Below are 17900 nucleotides of genomic sequence, written 5' to 3'. Positions count from 1 at the left end.
AGTCTTGAGCGCCACAGCACCCACCCACGACAGCCGGCATCCGCTGCTTGCGGCCATCCTGCTCGCCTTGCTCGTGGCCGCGCTCAATATCGCCCTGTGGTGGTGGAGCAACCGCCCGCACGGCCCGGAAGACTTCCACGGGCCGATCAGTGGCTACTCGGTGTCGGTGTTCCAGCGCTACCAGAACCCACTCAAGCAGGATTTCCCCTCCGACGAGGAGATCGACGCGGACCTGAAGCTGCTGCGCCGATACACCCCGCGCATCCGTACCTATTCGACGCTCGAGAACCCGCAGGTCTACCGGCTGGCCGAGAAGGAAGGCCTCAAGGTGATGGCCGGCGCGAACATCGATACGCGCCTGATCAACAACGAAAAGGAACTCGACGCGCTGATCGCGTTGGCGCGGCGCTATCCGGAGACGATCCATCGCGTGATCGTGGGCAACGAAGTGCTGTTCCGCGGCGACCTGAGCGTGGAGCAGATGGAGGACTACCTCGACCGCGCCCGTGCCGCGATCCGCCAGCCGGTGTCGATTGCCGAGCCGGACTACATCTGGCTGAAGTACCCGGAGCTGGCCGACCACGTCGACTTCATCACCATCCACCTGTTCCCGTTCTGGAACGGCATCGCGCGCAAGGATGCGGTCGATGCAGCGCTCGGCGCCTACCAGAACATCGTCCAGCACTACCCGGACAAGCCGGTGGTGGTGGGCGAGATCGGCTGGCCGTCCAACGGCGATCGCCACGAATACGCCGATCCGTCGATCTCCAACGAGGCGATCTTCATCCGCGACTGGCTCAATGCCGCCAAGGCGCGCAACATCGATTACTACCTGCTCGAAGCGTTCGACCAGCCGTGGAAGGAGAACCTGGGCGAGGGCCGCACCGGCGCCTACTGGGGCACCTTCAACGCCGACCGGCAACTGAAGTTCCCGTTCACCGGCCCGGTCACCGAGGACACCGCCTGGCCCTGGAAGGCGCTGGCCGCGAGCCTGCTGGCGCTGATCCCGATGATCTGGTTCGCGCGCAAGTTCAAGCGCTTCAAGCTGATGGGCCGGCTGTTCTTCTGCCTGCTGATCCAGCTGGCCTGCGGCCTGATCGTCTGGTCGGCCACCCTGCCCTTCAATTTCTATCTGAGCTGGATCGACTGGACCATGCTGGTCCTGCTGTTCCCCGCGCAGGTGGCGATCCTGGCGATCCTGCTGATCAACGGCTTCGAGTTCACCGAAGTGCTGTGGCGCCGCCGCTGGCAGCGCCACGCCGCCATGCTCAAGCCCGACCGCGCGGAGCGGCAGCCGTTCGTCTCCATCCACCTGGCCTGCTACAACGAGCCGCCGGAGATGGTGATGCTCACGCTGGATTCGCTGGCCGCGCTGGACTACGACAACTTCGAAGTCCTGGTGATCGACAACAACACCAAGAACCCGGACGTGTGGAAGCCGGTCGAGGCCTACTGCGAGCAACTGGGCAAGCGTTTCCGCTTCTTCCACCTGGAGCCGTGGCCGGGCTTCAAGGCCGGCGCGCTCAACTTCGGGTTGAAGGAAACCGACCCGCGCGCCGACGTGGTGGCGGTGATCGACGCCGATTACGTGGTGCGCGAGGACTGGCTGTCCACCCTCACCGGCTATTTCCACGACCCGAAGGTGGCGGTGGTGCAGTGCCCGCAGGCCCACCGCGACTTCGAGCACAACCGTTTCCGTCGCATGACCGCGTGGGAGTTCGACGGCTTCTTCCGCATCGGCATGCACCACCGCAACGAGCGCAACGCGATCATCCAGCACGGCACCATGACGATGGTTCGCCGCTCGGCGCTCGAAGGCACTGGCGGCTGGTCGGAGTGGACCATCTGCGAGGACGCCGAGCTGGGCCTGCGCCTGATGCACGCCGGCTACGAGCTGGTCTACGTCGACGAGCTGATGGGCAAGGGACTGACGCCCGCCGACTTCAAGGCGTACAAGAGCCAGCGCTACCGCTGGGCGTTCGGCGCCATGCAGATCCTCAAGGGCCGCTGGGACTGGATGACCAAGCGCGGCCCGCTTTCGATGGGCCAGCGCTTCCACTTCCTCACCGGCTGGTTCAGCTGGTTCGCCGACGCACTGCACCTGATCTTTACCCTGATGGCGATCTACTGGACCGCCGGCATGGTCGCCTTCCCGCAACTGTTCAGCCTGCCGATGCAGCTGTTCCTGATTCCGGTGATCGGGTTCTTCTTCGCCAAGGCGATCTTCGGCATCGTGCTCTACCGCGCGCGCGTGCCCTGCGGCTGGTACGACACGCTGATGGCTTCGGTGGCCAGCATGGGCCTGTCGCACGCGATCGCGCGCGGCATCCTGCACGGCCTGACGCGCGAGAAGACCGCGTTCGTGGTCACCGCCAAGAGCCGTCGCCTGGGCGAGTCCGGCTTCGCCGCCTTCGCGCCGGTGCGCGAGGAGCTGCTGATGGCCTGCGCGCTGGTCATGTGCATCATAGGCATGGGCCTGTCCTTCGGCACGCGCTACATCGAGGGCACGTTGTGGATGTTCATCCTGGCGGCGCAGTCGATCCCGTATTTCTCGGCGGTGGCCGGTGCGTGGATCGCGCACAAGGCGGGGGACAAGGTGGGCTGACCGCTCGCCGCGTGTTTATGCCGCGGCAACATCGGCGTGGTTAAGCTGGAGCGCCCCGCAGGCCTCCGCACAGGGACGTCCCCACCACATGCGCCGCCTCCGACGCCTGATCGTCTTGCTCCTGCTGCTGCCGCTGGCGGCGCACGCGGGCGTTCGGCTGACGGTCAAGGGCGTGGACGACCCGCTGAAGTCTGCCGTGCAGGCGGGCCTGACGCTGTCGCAGTACGCCAACCGGCCGGTCAGCGAGGCACAGATCCGCCGCCTCTACGAGGACGCCCCCGCCGAGGTCCGCGAATCACTGGAGCCCTACGGTTACTACGAGGCCAGCGTGCAGGGCTCGTTGACGCGCACCGGCACGGATGACTGGCAGGTCACGCTGACGGTCAAGCCCGGCGAGCCGGTGCGCATCACCGAAGTGCACGTGAAACTGGACGAGACGGCGCTTGCGATCCCGGCGATCCGCCGCGCCGAGCGCGAGGTGGAACGGCTCAAGGGTGACGTGCTCGACCACGGCGCCTACGGGAAAGCGCGCGACGACGTCAGCGGCGCGCTGACCGCGAACGGCTTTCTCGGCGCCAGGCTGGTCACGCACCAGGTGCGCGTCACCCGCGCCGACCACAGCGCCGTGGTCGACCTCGCCTGGCAGGCCGGCCCGCGCTACCGCTTCGGCACCGTGGCCTTCAAGGACTCGCAATTCGAGCCGGGCTTCCTCCAGCGCTTCGTGCCGTTCGACCGTGGCGACTATTTCGACCAGGCCGACCTGCTGCGCCTGCAGCAGGCGCTCAACGGCGCGGACTATTTCTCCGTGGTCAATGTACGCCCGGACGTCGACGACACGCGTCGCACCGTCGACGTCGAGGTGGAACTGCAGCCGGCCAAGCGCAGCGTCTACACCGGCGGCCCCTTCTTCGGCACCGACACCGGCTTTGGCGTCCGCGTCGGGCTGGAGCGGCGCTGGGTCAACAGCCGCGGGCACAAGTGGAAGAACGAGCTGGTGGTTGCGCAGCGGCTGAAGACGCTGTCCTCGCAGTACATGATCCCGCTCCCCGGCGGCGAACAGCGCAGCCTCAACTTCGGCGTCAACTTCCGAGACGCCGACACCGTCACCTCGCAATCGCGCACGCTGGAGCTGGTGGGCAACCATACCGACCTGTGGCACGGCTGGACGCGCACGGTCGGCGCGCATGCGCTGGTTGGCACCTTCACTGTCGGCAAGCGCGGCAACGAGCCGGACAACACGCCCGGCATCGAACGTGGCCAGAGCAAGCTGGTGTTCGCCGAAGCCTCGCTGTCGAAAAAGCACGGCGACAACCCCACGTTCGTGCGCCATGGCTGGTCGCTCAGCGTGTACGCACGCAGCACCGCCGGCTCGCTGCTGTCGGACACGCGATTCAGCCAGTTGGCGGCCGATGCGAAGTGGATCGACGCGTTCACCGAGCGGGACCGCCTGATCCTGCGCGCCAGCGCCGGCATCACCTCCACCGGCGACTTCTCCGACCTGCCGCCGCAACTGCGCTTCTTCGCCGGTGGCGACCGTTCGGTGCGCGGCTACGGCTACCAGGCGATCGGCCCGCGCAACAGCTTTGACCGGGTGATCGGGGGCCGCAACCTGCTGGTGGCCAGCACCGAAGTGGAGCACTACTTCACGCGCAACTGGGGCATGGCCGCCTTCGTCGACGCCGGCAACGCGTTCAATGGAACGGACTACCGGCCGCGCATCGGCGCCGGCCTGGGCGTGCGCTGGCTTTCCCCGGTGGGCATGATCCGCGTGGACGTGGGCACGCCGATTCACGATGACCACGCACACGGCATCCAGCTGCACGTGGTGATAGGGCCGGACCTGTGATGCGCATCCATCCGCCCTGCGCCGGCCGCGCAGCTTCCCTTCCGCCTGCCGGCACCTTCCCCCGCAAGCGCGGGAAGAATCCGGTCGCGCGGGCTCGCGGCAACGGGGGAAGGCGCGCGTGAAGTGGCTCAAGCGCATCGGCATCGCCCTGGTCGTCCTGCTCCTGCTGCTGGCGCTGGGCCTGTGGTGGCTGCTCGGTACCGGCGCGGGACTGCGCTTCGCGCTCGAGCGCGCCAGCGGCTTCACCGACGGCGCGCTCAGCGTGCAGCAATCCAGCGGCACCCTCGCCGGTCCGCTGCAGCTCAAGGGCCTGCGCTACACCGACGGCAAGGGCCTGGACGTCCATGTGGCCAGCGCCAGGCTGGACGTGCGGCTCTGGCCGCTGCTCGGCAAGCAACTGCACCTCGACAGCCTCCATGTGCAGGGCGTCGACGTCGCGCTGCCGCCACCGGCGCCGAGCGAACCGGGCAGCAGCCCGCTGTCGCTCCAGCCGCCGCTGGCGATCCAGGTCGACCAGGCGCACGTGGCCGACGTGGTGATCCACGAGGGCAAGCAGCCGCTGTTCACCGCCAACACGCTGGACATCGCCGGGCAGTGGAACGCGCAGGGCATCGCCATCCGCACGTTGCGCCTGCGCTCGCCGCAGGGCCACGCGGACGTGGACGGCACGCTCGCCATCGGCGACACCTGGCAGGGCAACGGCCAGGCGAGCTTCGCCTGGACCGTCGGCGACACCACCTACGCCGGCCAGTTGCAGGCGCACAGCGAGGGCGCCCACGCACGGCTCGCCCTCGCGCTCAGCCGGCCGATGGCGGCGCATCTGCAGGTCCAGCTCGAACAGGGCGGCGCGTGGCCGTGGACCGCCTCGCTGAAGGCGCCGCGCTTCGACCCCGCCCCCCTGCTCGGCGAGGGCACGCTGAAGAGCCTGGCAGTCGACCTGACCGGCAAGGGCGACCGCCGCAGTGGCACGCTCACCGGTGCCGTCGACCTTGATCAATGGCGCCTGCAACTGGCTCCGCTGCAGGCGCGGCTGAGCGACGACCTCAGCCGCCTCACGCTGGACACGCTCACCCTCAGCTCGCCGCAGATCAAGGGCACGCTGCAGGCGCACGGACAGATCCAGCTCGACGCCACACCGCCCACCGGCACGCTGCAGCTTTCCTGGCAGGGCCTGGAGCTGCCCGCCGAGCTGGCCGGCCAGCCGCTGGACAGCCACGGCCGACTCGACGTGCGTGGCAGCACGGCGCAGTTCCACGCGCAGGGCGACATCGCGGTCGGCCCGCCCGGCAAGCTCGCGCAGCTGGCGGTGAACGTCGACGGCACGCCACAGCAGTTGACGTTGCACACGCTGGAGGTCCGGCAGCCGCAAGGCGATTTGCACGCGCAGGGGACGCTCACCCTGCAACCGGTGTTCGGCTGGGAACTCGAAGCCGAGGCGAACGACTTCGACCCGGGCCAGCTCTTCGCCGGCTGGAACGGCGCGCTGGATGCGCAACTGACGACCCGCGGCACCCTGCCCTCGGGCCATCCCGACGCGACGCTCGACCTCGCCCGCCTGGACGGTCGCCTGCGAGGCCGCCCACTGCGCGGCCGGGGCCAACTGCATCTCTCGCCCAACCAGGTGGTGGACGGCACGCTTGCGCTTTCCTCCGGCAACAGCACGCTGTCAGTCGAGGGCAAACCCGGCACACGCAACGACGTGCAAGTGCAGGCGACCATCGCCACGCTCGCCGACTGGTTGCCCGACGCCGGCGGCCGGCTCCAGGCACGCGCCCACGTCACCGGCCTGCCGCCCGCGCTGGGCGTCGACGCCGAGGTCCATGGCAGCACGATCACCTACGCCATCCAACGCGTCGGCCGGCTCGACCTGCACGCGCACGTGCCGGACATCAGCAGCCCCAGCGGCAATGTCGAACTCGATGCCCGCGATGCGTGGCTCGGCGGCCTCGCCTTCGACACCCTGGCGTTGCATGCCGATGGCACCGAAACGGCCCACAAACTCACGCTCGACGCGAACGGCAGGCAGCTCTCTGCCCAGCTCGCGCTGCACGGCAGCCTGAAGCAGCGCCGCTGGAAGGGCACCCTCGACACGCTGGACCTGGAACCGCAAGGCCTGCCGCGCTGGCGGCTGCAGGCCCCCGCCACGTTGGATTACGCCGATGGTGCGCTGGCGCTCTCGCCGCTGTGCCTCACCGCAGGCGACCCGTTGCTGTGCGTGCAGGGCAAACAGGACAAGACCGGCAACCTCACCGCCAGCTACCGCCTGCGCGCGCTGCCGCTGGCGTTGCTGCTCAACGCCGCCGGTTACGCGGACCTGCCCATGCGCGCCGACGGCGAGCTGCATGGCGAAGGCACGCTCGAGCGCAGCGCGCGGGGCGCACTCAGCGGCAAGGCCACGCTCGCCTCCGACCAGGGCTCGGTGACCTACAGCCAGCAGGCGCAACGCCCGTTGCTGGCCTGGCGCGGCCTCACCGTCGACGCCGACCTCGCCCCTGGCCACCAGCAACTCGAAGCGCACGCCGCGCTCAATGCCAACGGCCGTCTGGATGGCCGCCTGACCATCGACGGCGACGCCCAGGCACTCGGCGGCCAGCTCAGCGTCAACCTCGACAGCCTCGCCCCGCTGGAGCTCCTCACCAGCGAAGTGGCCAACGTGCGGGGCCACCTCGACGGGCGCTTCGCCTTCGCCGGCACGCTGGCGCAACCGGCGGTCACCGGCCAGGCCACGGTGGACGGCTTCGCCGCGGAGGTGCCCGCGCTGGGCCTGGAGCTCACCGACGGCACGGTGGCGCTGCGCGCTCCCGACGCGCAGCACGTGGAGCTGGACGGCCATGTGCGCTCGGGCAAGGGCACGCTGCTGATCGGCGGCAGCTACGGGCTGACCGCGCAGACGCCCAGCGCGATCACGCTCACCGGCCAGGACGTCACCGTGGCCGACATTCCCGCGGCCCAGGTGGTGCTCACGCCCGACCTGCGCGTGCAGCGCGACGTCCAGGGAGTGCACGTCACCGGCGCGGTCACGGTGGACAGCGCCGACGTGAACCTCGACCGCCTGCCCGGCGGCGGCGCGACCAAGGCCTCGCCCGACGTCGTGGTCGTGGACGAACGCGAGCAGGAACAGGCCGCCGCGCAACTGCCCATCTACGCGCGCGTGAAAGTCGACCTCGGCCGCAAGACCCACCTGACCGGCAAGGGCCTGGACGGCAAGCTCACCGGCACGCTCACGGTGATCGAGGAGCCCGGCCGCGCCACCCGTGGCCAGGGCCAGATCGCGGTGAGCGGCACCTACCAGGCCTACGGCCAGGACCTGCATATCGAATCGGGCAAGCTGCTGTTCGCCGGCACGCCGATCGACAACCCCGGGCTGGACCTGCGCGCGGTGCGCAGCCTCAACCCCAACGCCACCATCGACGAGGGCCAGGAAGTGGGCCTGCTGATCACCGGCACGGCGCAGCGGCCGATCCTGACGGTGTTCTCCAACCCGCCGATGGAACAGTCCGACGCGCTGTCCTACCTGATCACCGGCAAGCCGCTGTCGCAGGTCTCCAGCGGCGAGGGCGACATGGTCGACGCCGCCGCGCAGGCGCTGGGTTCGGCTGCCGGAGACCTGCTGGCCAAGAGCATTGGCAGCAAGCTGGGCATCGACGAGATCGGCGTGTCGAGCAACGAGGCGCTCGGCGGCGAGTCGGCCTTCACTGTCGGCAAGTACCTCTCGCCGCGGCTGTACCTGAGCTACGGCGTGGGCCTGTTCGAGCCCGGCCAGGTGATCACCCTTCGCTACCGGCTCAGCCAGCGCTGGAACCTCGAGGTGCAGAACGCCACCGAGTTCAGTCGGGCCAGCCTGAACTACCGGCTGGAGCGCTGAACAAAGATCTCCCGCAGGAGCGCATCTGTGCGTGAGCGGATGCATGGCGGTCGCGCACACGTGCGCTCCTGCAAGGAACGCAGCGCGGCGTGCGGGCTCCACAGCCTCACCCTCCTCACCGAAAACGCCCTGCCCCGCGCGCCGCGGACCCGCGCACCACGGCGCGCGGATCCGCACGCCCGCCCACCGCGCAACCACCCGCCTGGCCGCGCCTGTAGTTCTTTCCCCGAACCTCGCCTTTTTTCAGCATGCGCTCTGCGCTGAGCAGCGAAACCCGCAGTGCTGAGCCATTCCGCTTCTGGCATCGCTGATGCAATCCCCTGGGTGCCCGGCACCTAGGGCCGGGTGTTCAACCACGGAGATGACCATGACTCGGCAACAGTCCTCCACCCATGACCAGGGCAACAAGAAATCCGCCAGCGCTTCGGCATCGCGCGCAAGCGGCCGTGGCAGCACCACCGTGCGCGAGGCCGGCCAGAAGGGCGGCCAGCGCGTGCGCGAACTGGTCAACGAAGGCCGCCAGGCCGAGCAACGCGGACGGCACTGAAGACGGGCACGGTCACCACGATCCATCACTGGAGCCAGACAGATGAGCCAGAAACAGCAAAACGATCGCGGCCAGCAGCACTCGAAGCAGGCCCAGGGCAGCGGCAAGGGCGACATGACCGTCCGCGAAGCCGGTCAGATGGGCGGCCACAAGGGCGGCCAGCGCGAGCGCGAGCTGGTCGAGAAAGGCCATGAGGCCGAGGACCGTGGCGGCCGCCGTCACTGATCCGCTGCACAGCGACCGCGCCAACTTTTTTTCTTTCCCCACCCAAGGAGACAACGATGAAGAACCAGAACAGCGACAAGGGCGACATGACCGTTCGCGAAGCCGGCCAGAAGGGCGGCGAGATCCGCAAGGAACAGTTGGGACCCGAGGGCTACTCGGCCATCGGCAAGAAGGGCGGCGAAGCGCGCAAGGAAGAACTGGGTCCCGAGGGCTACTCGGAGCTCGGCACCAAGGGCGGACACCGCGTCCGCGACCTGATCAACAAGGGCAAGCAGAGCGAGGGCGAGTAAGCAGGCAGGCGACCCGCACGCGCCCGCGAGGCAGTTCTTTCCACGGCAGGCGCAAATTACACGCCTGCCGCCCGCCTCCGGACCGTCAAGTGGCATGGCATGGCGCTTTGCGCACTGGCATACGGGTTGCAACACGTGCCTTGCCCGCCTGGCGGGCCCCCACCACAACCGGAGATCGACCATGGCAAACAACGACCGCAACAACCAGACCCCGTCCAACGCCAGCGGCAGCGGCGACATGAGCGTGCGCGAAGCCGGCCAGAAGGGCGGCGAGATCCGCAAGGAGCAGTTGGGCCCCGAGGGCTATTCGGACCTCGGCCACCACGGCGTCGAAGCGCTGCGCGAGCAGCGTGGTCCGAACGCGATGAGCGAGATCGGACGCGAGGGCGGCGAGACCCGCAAGCAGCAGTTGGGTCCGGAAGGCTATTCCGAACTCGGCCAGAAGGGCGGCGAGCGCGTGCGCGACCTGATCAACAAGGGCAAAGAGTCCGAGGGCGGCGAGTAATCGCGGAGGTTGACCATGACACGAGGTTTAGGAGGCAACTCGCCGGCCAACGTGCAGAAGTACCTGTCCGGCGTGAACTACCCGGCCGAAAAGCAGGACCTCGTCGAGGCCGCGCGCCGCAATGACGCCCCCGACGAGGTGATGCAGACCATCCGCAAGCTGCCCGAGGACCACTACGGCGGCCCGCAAGACGTGATGAAGGGCTACGGCGAGATCGAGTAGCCCGAAGCAGAGGAGACAAGCATGAGCAAGCAGACCCACGACAAGGGCGACATGACCGTCCGCGAAGCCGGCCACAAGGGCGGCGAGGCCCGCAAGGACGAACTGGGCCACGAGGGTTACCAGGAACTCGGCAAGAAAGGCGGCCAGCGCGTGAGCGAACTGGTCGACGAAGGCAAGCAGTCCGAGCGCAAGAACCACTGAGCCCGCGCGGGGCTCACTCCAACCACTGCCAACTGAGAGGTACGAACCATGGCAAGCAACAAGAACACCGGTGACATGAGCGTTCGCGAAGCCGGCCAGAAGGGCGGCGAGATCCGCAAGGAACAGCTCGGCCCCGAGGGTTACTCGGAGATGGGCAAGAAGGGCGGCGAGACCCGCAAGGAACAGCTCGGGCCGGAAGGCTATTCGGCGCTCGGCAAGAAGGGCGGCGAAGCACGCAAGGAAGAACTCGGCCCCGAGGGCTATTCGGAACTTGGCACCAAGGGCGGCCATCGCGTGCGCGACCTGGTGAACAAGGGCAAGGAGTCCGAGGGCTAGTAGCGCCTCGCGGCCGGCGGGCGGCCTTGCGCCGCCCGGCCGCGCCATCGCGGCGAAACGGCGGGTGTGCGCACACCCGCCAGCCTCGCCACCACGCATCGTCCGCCAGCGGGCTTCGGTCGAACCGGCAGGAGTCCACTGGCGGACGATGTTTTTCGGGTATGGGATCGCTACCTGCAGAGACATCCCCTGAGTACGCGCCAGGAGCGACCCATCCGCCTGTCGGCACCTCCCTGCGTTCGCGGGGGGACGGCCCAGCAGGGAGCTCCCCGCGCGCTGCCACACCAGGGCACGAGACTCGCCACACATCCTTCTCCCGCGCGCGGGGGAAGGTGCCCGAAGGGCGGATGGGGGAAGCCTCGCGGGAAACCTGCACTAGAGTCGCGCCAGGAGCACACGCCCCCCCAACCAGGGATGCGGGAGCGCGTGATCGAAAAATCCCGCCCGGCCGTTCGCCCTGACCGACGGCCGACGGCCGAAGTTGCAGGGCGCGCCCGCTCAGGCGACCCCGAGTCCCTCGATCCCGCTGATCGCCGTGCCATCGAATCCGGCCAGTTCGGCAAAGCGCCGCCCGCGCTCGGCGTAATCATGGAACTGGTCGAAACTCGGCGCGCCAGGCGACAGCAGCACGACGCCGCCGGCGGGTGTCAGCGCCCTCGCCTTCTGCACCGCCTCGGCCAGCGTCGCCACAAGCGCGACCTCGCCCAGCGCCTGCGCCTCCCGCAGCGCCGCCGCAATGCGCGGCCCGTTGGCGCCCTGCGCCACGATCGCCAGCCCGGCCTGGTCGCCCACCGCCTCGACGAACGCGGACCAGTCGAGCCCGCGATCATGCCCGCCGACGATCACCGTGACCTGCCGGCCTTCCAGGCTCGCCAGCGCCGCCAGCGTGGCCTGCGGCGTGGTGCTGATCGAGTCGTTGATCCAGGCAAGGCCCGCGCGCTCGCCCAGCGGCTGCAGGCGATGCGGCAAGGCGTGGAAGTGCGCGAGCGCCGGGACCGCAGCGCGTGCGTCATGGCCCATCGCCTCCAGTGCGGCGAGCGCGGCGCAGGCGTTGAGCGCGTTGTGCTCGCCGGGCACCGGCAGCCCGCTCGCGGCAAAGAGGCGCTCGTCGGCACGCCGGATCCAGCCGTCGTGCACATGCCAGCCCTCGGCCACGCCGAACAGCACGCGCCGCGGGTGCGCCGCCGTGCGTTCGAGCAGGGTGTCCTGCATGCCGTTGACCAGCAGCGTGCGCGCCGCCTGCGCGAGCTTGAGCTTGTCGGCAACGTAGCGCTCGCGCGAGCCGTGCCAGTCCAGGTGCTCCTCGTAGAGGCTGGTGATCACGCCCAGCGGCAAGGGCCCCGCCTCGCCGGTCTGGAAGCTGGACAGCTCCACCGCCCACAGTTCCGCCTGCGCATCGAGCAGTTCCAGCAGCGGCAGACCGATGTTGCCCGCCAGCGCCGTGCGCACGCCCAAGCTTCGGGCCAGGTGTGCGATCAGCGCGGTGGTGGTGCTCTTGCCCTTGGTGCCGGTGACGGCGACCACCGGCGCCTGCGGCTGCTCGGCAAACCACAGCGCGGTGCCGGAAGTGAAACGCGTCCCGCTGGCCTGCGCGCCGAGCAGCGCCGGCCTGTACGCCGAAATGCCCGGCGACTTCACCACCACGTCGAAGCCGCCCAGCGCGACGGCGTCAGGCTCTTCGGCGCGCACCAGCAGGGCCGGATCGAACGCCTGTGCCGCGGCCACTTCGGCGGCACTGCAGAACAGCGTCAGCCGTAACTGTGGCAGGCGCGCACGCAGGGCCGCGATCGCTGCCCGGCCCTCGCGACCGAAGCCCCAGATGGCGACGCGCTGCCCGGCCAGATCGGCGATGCGCATCAGCCGATCGCCTGCAAGGCCGGTTGCAGCCGGGCCGGCACGCGGTGTTCGTCCGAAGGCAGCAACCAGGGTTCGATGGCCAGTTGCGAGCGGTCCAGCTGCGGCAGGATCTCGCGGATGAAGCGTGCGACCAGCGCGTCCTCCTGCCATTCCGAGCGCTCGCTCAGCGCATACATCGCGGCGCGCGCCTCGGCACCCTCGCCCACGCATTCGAACGGTTTGTGGTCCTGGTATTCGAGCAGCGCATCGAAGCCCGCGGCCTGGGTCTCGTCGTCCAGCAGGTTGCACCCGAAAATCGAGAGCAGCCGCGGCTTGGGCAGGAACGGCGCCAGCGCCAGGAACACGAAATGGCACTTCGGGCACTGCCCGCACCAGCGGTCGGCCGGCTTGGGGCCGAGGATGCGGAAGTTGCGGTTGCAACTGGAGAACGCGTCGAAGTAAGCCGTGAGGCGCGCGAAGGCGCGGGTGATCGCCAGCTCCGAATACGGGCGCAGCAGCGAGCAGTAGTCCAGGTCGGCGGCGACGTGCGTGTGCAGCCAGTCCGACAGCATGGCCTCGAAGGCGAAGCCCTTGCTCCACTGGTGGTTCACCTGCTGGCCTTCGTACTCCAGCGTGGCGGCCGAGGCGGACCGTTCGTTGGCGAAGGCGATCGAGTCATAGCCGTAGACGATCGCCGCGAGCGCCAGGATGGCCGAGTTCACCGCGGTCACCGGGATGTGGCCGTTCCAGGCGCCAAGGCGATTGAGCTCGAACAGCACGGGCGAAAGCTCGCGCTGGATGTTGAGCGTCGGCAACCCGGTGCGTTCGGCGCAGGCGGCGATCAGCGGGGACTTGCCGATCCACACGGCGGTGGCCGCACCGCCGACCGACTTGATGGCCTCCACGGCGACCAGCGAGTCCTTGCCCCCGCCGATGGGGACCAGGGTGCGCCTGGGGAGATCCAGGACGGGGGCCTCCGGCAAGCGCGGCCCCTCGTCCCCGGCGGGAGAGGGAGCACCAGCGCGCGGGAACGCGATGCGTCCGCGCAAGTCCAGCCCATTGCGGTAGGCGAACTCGGCCAGACCGTGCAGGTACAGCGCGTCGGCCAGATCGGCCGTGGCCTCATCCAGCGGTTCGACGTCGATCTTCGGCGGCACGCCGGCCTTGTAGTAGCTCACGCCGGCGACCAGGTGCAGCAGCTTCAGCGCGGCGTCGAAAGCGCGCTGGCGCTCGGGCGGCAACGCGGGCGCATCCGGGAAGCGGATGCGCTCGACCATCTCCTCGCCCTGGTCGAAGGCGTAAGCCAGTTCGGCGACGCCGTCGGCGTAGGTGGCGCGCAGGAAGCGGAAGCTGTGAGTCAGGCGGGGGTTGATAGTGGTCACTCGTTACTCCGGTGGAGCGCGCTTTGTTTTTGCTCCCTCTCCCCTCCGGGGAGAGGGTCGGGGTGAGGGGCCGGGGCTCGCCAAAGCCTCCACGGCCGCCTCCAGCACGCTCTCGATGTTCGTCAATACGTCATTGTTCCAGAAACGCAGTACGCGGTAGCCCTTGGCTTGGAGGTAGCGCGTGCGTGCCTCGTCGTAATCCTGTTGATCGAAGTGCTGGCTTCCATCCAGCTCCACCACCAGCATCCGCTCGCTGCAAACGAAGTCGACTACGTACCGATCGATTTCGTGCTGCCGGCGAAACTTGCAGCCATCCAGCTGGCGGTTGCGCAGGTAGTACCAGAGCCTCTGCTCTGCATCCGTCATCCCCACGCGCAGTCCACGCGCGCGATCCACATTCATGCGTTTCATCCTTGAAACCTCGCTCCATGAAGCTTTCTCGCTAGAGCGCCCCCTCACCCCAACCCTCTCCCCGGAGGGGAGAGGGAGCAGGAGCGGTGTCGCTCGATGTGCGTCTTTCGCTAGAGCAACCCCTCACCCCAACCCTCTCCCCGGAGGGGAGAGGGAGCAGGAGCGGTGTCGCTCGGTGTACGTCTTCCGCTAGAGCGGTCCCTCACCCCAACCCTCCCCCCGGGGGAGGGAGCAGGAGCGGTGTCGCTCGGTGTACGTCTTCCGCTAGAGCGGTCCCTCACCCCAACCCTCTCCCCGGGGGAGGGAGCAGGAGCGGTGTCGCTCGATGTGCATCTTTCGCTAGAGCAACCCCTCACCCCAGCCCTCTCCCCGGAGGGGAGAGGGAGAAGGGCAAGAGGCTCGCTCGATATGGGCCGCTCGCAGAACCCGCTCCCTCTCCCCTCCGGGGAGAGGGTTGGGGTGAGGGGCCGGGGCTCGCCTCAGCCGTCCAGCACCACCTCATCCGCCTCGTCCCGCAGGTTGTACCGCGACGACATCACCTTGCCGTACGCCCCGGCCTGCGCGATCAGCATCACATCACCCTCCTGCGCCTCCGGCAGACGCCGGTCCGTACCCAGCACGTCGCCCGACTCGCAGATCGGTCCGACCACCTGGTAGAGCGCGTCGGCGGGCGTATCCAGGCGAGTAAGGTTCACGATCTCGTGCCAGGCGTCGTACAGGGTCGGGCGGATCAGGCTGTCCATGCCGGTATCCACGCCCAGGTAGCGCAGGCTGCCCTTGCCCTTGGTCTGGGTGACGCGCGCCAGCAGCACGCCGGCATCGGCGACGAGGTAACGACCCGGCTCCATCCACAACTGGTAGTGCGGATAGGCCGCCCTGACCTCGCGCAGCACGCGGTCCAGCGCCACCATGTCCAGCGGCGCCTCGCCCGGGTGCGAGGGCACGCCCAGGCCGCCGCCGATATTGATGAAGGCCACGCTGCCGATGCGTTCGGCCAGGCTCGCCAGTTGCGCATACACCTCGCCCCAGTGCTTCGGATCGAGCACGCCCGAGCCCAGGTGCGCATGCAAACCGCGCACGCTCACCTGGTGGGCATCGGCCAGGCGCAGGAAGGCATCCAGGTGTTCCACCGGCAGGCCGAACTTGCTGCCGTTGCCGCCGGTACGCACCTTCTCGTGATGGCCCAGCCCGCGGCCGAGATCCACGCGAAGCACGACCTCGCGACCACGGAACAGCTTGCCCCAGTGCTCCAGCGGATGCAGGGCATCAAGCGTGATCGTGGCGCGCGTGGCCAGTGCCTCGGCGTAGTCGGCACGGCGGGCGAAGTTGGGCGTGAACAGCAGCGGCGCGCTGTCCGGCACGGTCGCCAGCACGGCCTTCAGTTCCCCCGGGGATACGCACTCGAAGGCGAAGCCCTCCGACGCCAGCGCCCACAGGATCGCCGGATGGGTGTTGGCCTTCACCGCATAGTGCACGCGGTCGACCACGCCCAGCGACTTCATCGCCCGCACCTGCGCGCGCACCGTGGGCAGGTGGTAGACGTAGCGCGGGGTGGCCTCCGCGGCCAGTGCCAGCAAACGCTCGCGTTCGGCCGGAGCACGCCACCACGCGGCGGCCTGCACTGCGGCCTCGCCACTCCCGTACAGCGCCTGCCAGCTCGGCCCGAACAGCGCGCTATCGTCGGTGCGCAGCGCGCCGGCGGCGATCAGCAGCTCGTGCAGGTGCGGCAGCAGCTCGTCCACCACCGTCTCGTCCACCACGAAGGTGAGATTCAAGTTGTTGGACGACTGCGAGATCAGGTGCACGCGCAGTTGCCCGAACTCGGCCAGCACGTTGGACAGCGTGTGCAGCATCGAGCGCATGCCGCGGCCGACCAGCGTGATCGCCGCACACGGCGCGATCACCTTGACCCGGCACACCCTGGCCAAATCCGCCGCCAGCGCGGCGACCGCGTCCGAATCGAGCAGGTTCTCGGTCGGGTCCAGCGACACGGTCACGTTGGTTTCGGCCGAGCCGATCAGGTCCACCGAGAGACCGTGCTTCTTGAACTGCGCGAACACGTCGGCGAGGAAGCCGACCTGCTGCCACATGCCGACCGATTCCATCGACACCAGCGTGAGGCCCTTGCGTGCGCTGATCGCCTTGACGCTCGGCGCGTGCTCGCGCACTTCCGGCCCGATCACCGTGCCTTCGAGCTCGGGCCGGTTGGTGTCCTTGATCAGCAGCGGCACGCGCGGCTCGCGCAACGGCGAGAGGCAGCGCGGGTGCAGCACCTTGGCGCCGGTGGTGGCGATTTCCTGGGCTTCTTCGTAGTCCAGCCGCTGCAGCAGCCGCGCACCCGGCACCTGGCGCGGGTTGGCGGTGAACATGCCGGCCACGTCGGTCCAGATCTCCACGCGCGAGGCCTTGAGCAACGCGCCGAAGTACGAAGCAGAGGTGTCCGAGCCGCCGCGACCGAGCAGCACCGTGCGTCCATGCGCTTCGCGCGCGATGAAGCCCTGGGTGATGAACACCTCGCCCTGCGCGGCCAGCCGCCGCGCCAACGCCGGATCGGGATGCGCCTCCACCGTGGCGGACAGCAACCGCGTGCGCTCGTTCTGGTTGGGCAGCGCGATGGCGGCCAGGCACTCGCGCGCATCCACCCATTGCGTGGGCAGGCCGCTGGCCGTGAGGTAAGCCGCGCCCAGCGCGCTGGACATCAGCTCGCCATGTGCCTGCACCCGGGCCGCCCAGGCCAGTTCGCCCAGGGCCGCCGGGCCGTCGGCCGCCAGCGCCGCCAGGTCGCCCAGCCGCGTGGCGAGCGTGTCCGGCAACGCCAGCTGCATGTGGCCCAGGAGCTCATGGTGGCGTTGCGCGATGGCGCCGGCCGCCGCCCTGCGTTTGTCCCCATTGCCCTCGGCGCAAAGCTGTTTCAGTGCGTCGGTGATGCCGGTGAGCGCGGACACAACTACCAGCACGCGGGCGCCTTCGGCGCGGCGGCTGGCGATCAGCTCACGGATGTTCTGCCAGCGCGGCAGCGTCGCGACGGACGTGCCGCCGAACTTCATCACGATCCAGGGCGCGTCCGCTGCAAGCGGCGCGGGGTTTTGCGGGGTCACAAGGGCTCCATTGCAGTGGTGGCGGAAGGCAATCGCGCCAGTGTTGCGCTGCGGCAAGGGGAATGCAATGGATTTTTGCGGGCGAGATATGGACGTTTAGCCATCCAATTGCCATGAACTCGGCAGCATGGCTCGGGTCGGCAGGCCGGCACGGCAGAGCGCACGGGCTTGCCCGGCGGCAGGCTCGCTCTCCCCTCCGGGGAGAGGGTTGGGGTGAGGGGTCGACCTTGCCTCGGCCCTGCCTACCGAGCCGCGGCCAGTTCTGACTCCCCGCGAGCCCCGGCCCCTCACCTCGGTCCTCTCCCCTGAGGGGAGAGGAAGCAATGCGGCTTCTCCCAAGCCCTGGCCCCTCACCTCCATCCTCTCCCCGCAGGGAAGAGGAAGCAAAGCGGCTTCTCGCAAGTCCCGGCCCCTCACCTCAGTCCTCTCCCCGGAGGGGAGAGGAGGCAAAGCCGATCCGCGCAAGCCCTGGCCCCTCACCTCAATCCTCTCCCCGGAGGGGAGAGGAGGCGATGGAGGGGGCTGCGCGCA

Annotated in this window: 14 protein-coding genes; 10 read left to right on the top strand and 4 right to left on the bottom strand. The window is 69.0% G+C overall.

Going from position 1 to position 17900, the window contains the following annotated elements; all coding sequences use genetic code 11:
* Positions 1-4 precede the first annotated feature (4 nt).
* The 10 genes from ACFWZU_RS03670 (at position 5) to ACFWZU_RS03625 (ending at position 10642) form a co-directional block, all read left to right on the top strand.
* Positions 5-2605: a glycosyltransferase family 2 protein gene (locus tag ACFWZU_RS03670; RefSeq protein ID WP_439700052.1), complete on the top strand. Its 2601-nt coding sequence runs from the start codon at positions 5-7 to the stop codon at positions 2603-2605.
* Between the two features lie 88 nt (positions 2606-2693).
* Positions 2694-4451, top strand: coding sequence for an autotransporter assembly complex protein TamA (locus ACFWZU_RS03665; protein ID WP_439700051.1), 1758 nt, complete (start codon positions 2694-2696; stop codon positions 4449-4451).
* 118 nt (positions 4452-4569) lie between these two features.
* Positions 4570-8316, top strand: coding sequence for a translocation/assembly module TamB domain-containing protein (locus ACFWZU_RS03660; RefSeq protein WP_439700050.1), 3747 nt, complete (start codon positions 4570-4572; stop codon positions 8314-8316).
* 367 nt (positions 8317-8683) lie between these two features.
* Entirely contained in the window at positions 8684-8863 is a 180-nt protein-coding gene (locus tag ACFWZU_RS03655; RefSeq protein WP_439700049.1) for a hypothetical protein, read from the top strand.
* Between the two features lie 42 nt (positions 8864-8905).
* Positions 8906-9088, top strand: coding sequence for a hypothetical protein (locus tag ACFWZU_RS03650; RefSeq protein WP_439700048.1), 183 nt, complete (start codon positions 8906-8908; stop codon positions 9086-9088).
* A gap of 56 nt (positions 9089-9144) precedes the next feature.
* Complete coding sequence (locus ACFWZU_RS03645; RefSeq protein WP_439700047.1) at positions 9145-9378, top strand: KGG domain-containing protein; 234 nt, start codon at positions 9145-9147, stop codon at positions 9376-9378.
* Positions 9379-9559: 181 nt separating this feature from the next.
* The gene (locus tag ACFWZU_RS03640; RefSeq protein WP_439700046.1) at positions 9560-9883 is read left to right on the top strand and encodes a hypothetical protein; all 324 of its coding nucleotides are present in this window, start codon (positions 9560-9562) and stop codon (positions 9881-9883) included.
* A 15-nt stretch (positions 9884-9898) separates the two neighbouring features.
* Positions 9899-10105: a DUF2795 domain-containing protein gene (locus ACFWZU_RS03635; protein WP_301143854.1), complete on the top strand. Its 207-nt coding sequence runs from the start codon at positions 9899-9901 to the stop codon at positions 10103-10105.
* Positions 10106-10126: 21 nt separating this feature from the next.
* Positions 10127-10306 carry a hypothetical protein gene (locus tag ACFWZU_RS03630; protein ID WP_439700045.1) on the top strand — a complete coding sequence of 60 codons (180 nt, stop codon included), beginning with the start codon at positions 10127-10129 and terminating at the stop codon, positions 10304-10306.
* A gap of 48 nt (positions 10307-10354) precedes the next feature.
* The gene (locus ACFWZU_RS03625; RefSeq protein WP_209616755.1) at positions 10355-10642 is read left to right on the top strand and encodes a KGG domain-containing protein; all 288 of its coding nucleotides are present in this window, start codon (positions 10355-10357) and stop codon (positions 10640-10642) included.
* 498 nt (positions 10643-11140) lie between these two features.
* Here ACFWZU_RS03625 and murD read toward each other — a convergent pair whose 3' ends face one another.
* The 4 genes from murD to ACFWZU_RS03605 all read right to left on the bottom strand — a co-directional run bounded on the left by murD (position 11141) and on the right by ACFWZU_RS03605 (position 17369).
* The gene (gene murD / locus ACFWZU_RS03620) at positions 11141-12499 is read right to left on the bottom strand and encodes a UDP-N-acetylmuramoyl-L-alanine--D-glutamate ligase (RefSeq protein WP_439700044.1); all 1359 of its coding nucleotides are present in this window, start codon (positions 12497-12499) and stop codon (positions 11141-11143) included.
* Entirely contained in the window at positions 12499-13851 is a 1353-nt protein-coding gene (gene murL, locus ACFWZU_RS03615) for a UDP-N-acetyl-alpha-D-muramoyl-L-alanyl-L-glutamate epimerase (protein ID WP_439700174.1), read from the bottom strand. Before murL ends, murD begins: the two co-directional genes overlap by 1 nt.
* 12 nt (positions 13852-13863) lie before the next feature.
* Positions 13864-14262 (bottom strand): endonuclease domain-containing protein, encoded by a 399-nt coding sequence (locus tag ACFWZU_RS03610; RefSeq protein ID WP_439700043.1) that lies wholly within the window; start codon positions 14260-14262, stop codon positions 13864-13866.
* Positions 14263-14750: 488 nt separating this feature from the next.
* Positions 14751-17369: a bifunctional aspartate kinase/diaminopimelate decarboxylase gene (locus tag ACFWZU_RS03605; RefSeq protein ID WP_439700042.1), complete on the bottom strand. Its 2619-nt coding sequence runs from the start codon at positions 17367-17369 to the stop codon at positions 14751-14753.
* Positions 17370-17900: the final 531 nt, after the last annotated feature.

It is taken from the genome of Frateuria sp. GZRR33 (assembly GCF_051900425.1).
Classification (GTDB): Bacteria; Pseudomonadota; Gammaproteobacteria; order Xanthomonadales; family Rhodanobacteraceae; genus Frateuria_A.
This window is presented reverse-complemented; position numbering and strand designations above follow the sequence as displayed.

Bases quoted from the DNA above. Each gene is read 5' to 3' on its own strand.
- murD (WP_439700044.1), bottom strand. From the start codon at position 12,499: ATGCGCATCGCCGATCTGGCCGGGCAGCGCGTCGCCATCTGGGGCTTC.
- ACFWZU_RS03610 (WP_439700043.1), bottom strand. From the start codon at position 14,262: ATGAATGTGGATCGCGCGCGTGGACTGCGCGTGGGGATGACGGATGCA.
- ACFWZU_RS03665 (WP_439700051.1), top strand. From the start codon at position 2,694: ATGCGCCGCCTCCGACGCCTGATCGTCTTGCTCCTGCTGCTGCCGCTG.
- ACFWZU_RS03655 (WP_439700049.1), top strand. From the start codon at position 8,684: ATGACTCGGCAACAGTCCTCCACCCATGACCAGGGCAACAAGAAATCC.
- ACFWZU_RS03650 (WP_439700048.1), top strand. From the start codon at position 8,906: ATGAGCCAGAAACAGCAAAACGATCGCGGCCAGCAGCACTCGAAGCAG.
- ACFWZU_RS03640 (WP_439700046.1), top strand. From the start codon at position 9,560: ATGGCAAACAACGACCGCAACAACCAGACCCCGTCCAACGCCAGCGGC.
- ACFWZU_RS03630 (WP_439700045.1), top strand. From the start codon at position 10,127: ATGAGCAAGCAGACCCACGACAAGGGCGACATGACCGTCCGCGAAGCC.
- ACFWZU_RS03635 (WP_301143854.1), top strand. From the start codon at position 9,899: ATGACACGAGGTTTAGGAGGCAACTCGCCGGCCAACGTGCAGAAGTAC.
- ACFWZU_RS03645 (WP_439700047.1), top strand. From the start codon at position 9,145: ATGAAGAACCAGAACAGCGACAAGGGCGACATGACCGTTCGCGAAGCC.
- ACFWZU_RS03625 (WP_209616755.1), top strand. From the start codon at position 10,355: ATGGCAAGCAACAAGAACACCGGTGACATGAGCGTTCGCGAAGCCGGC.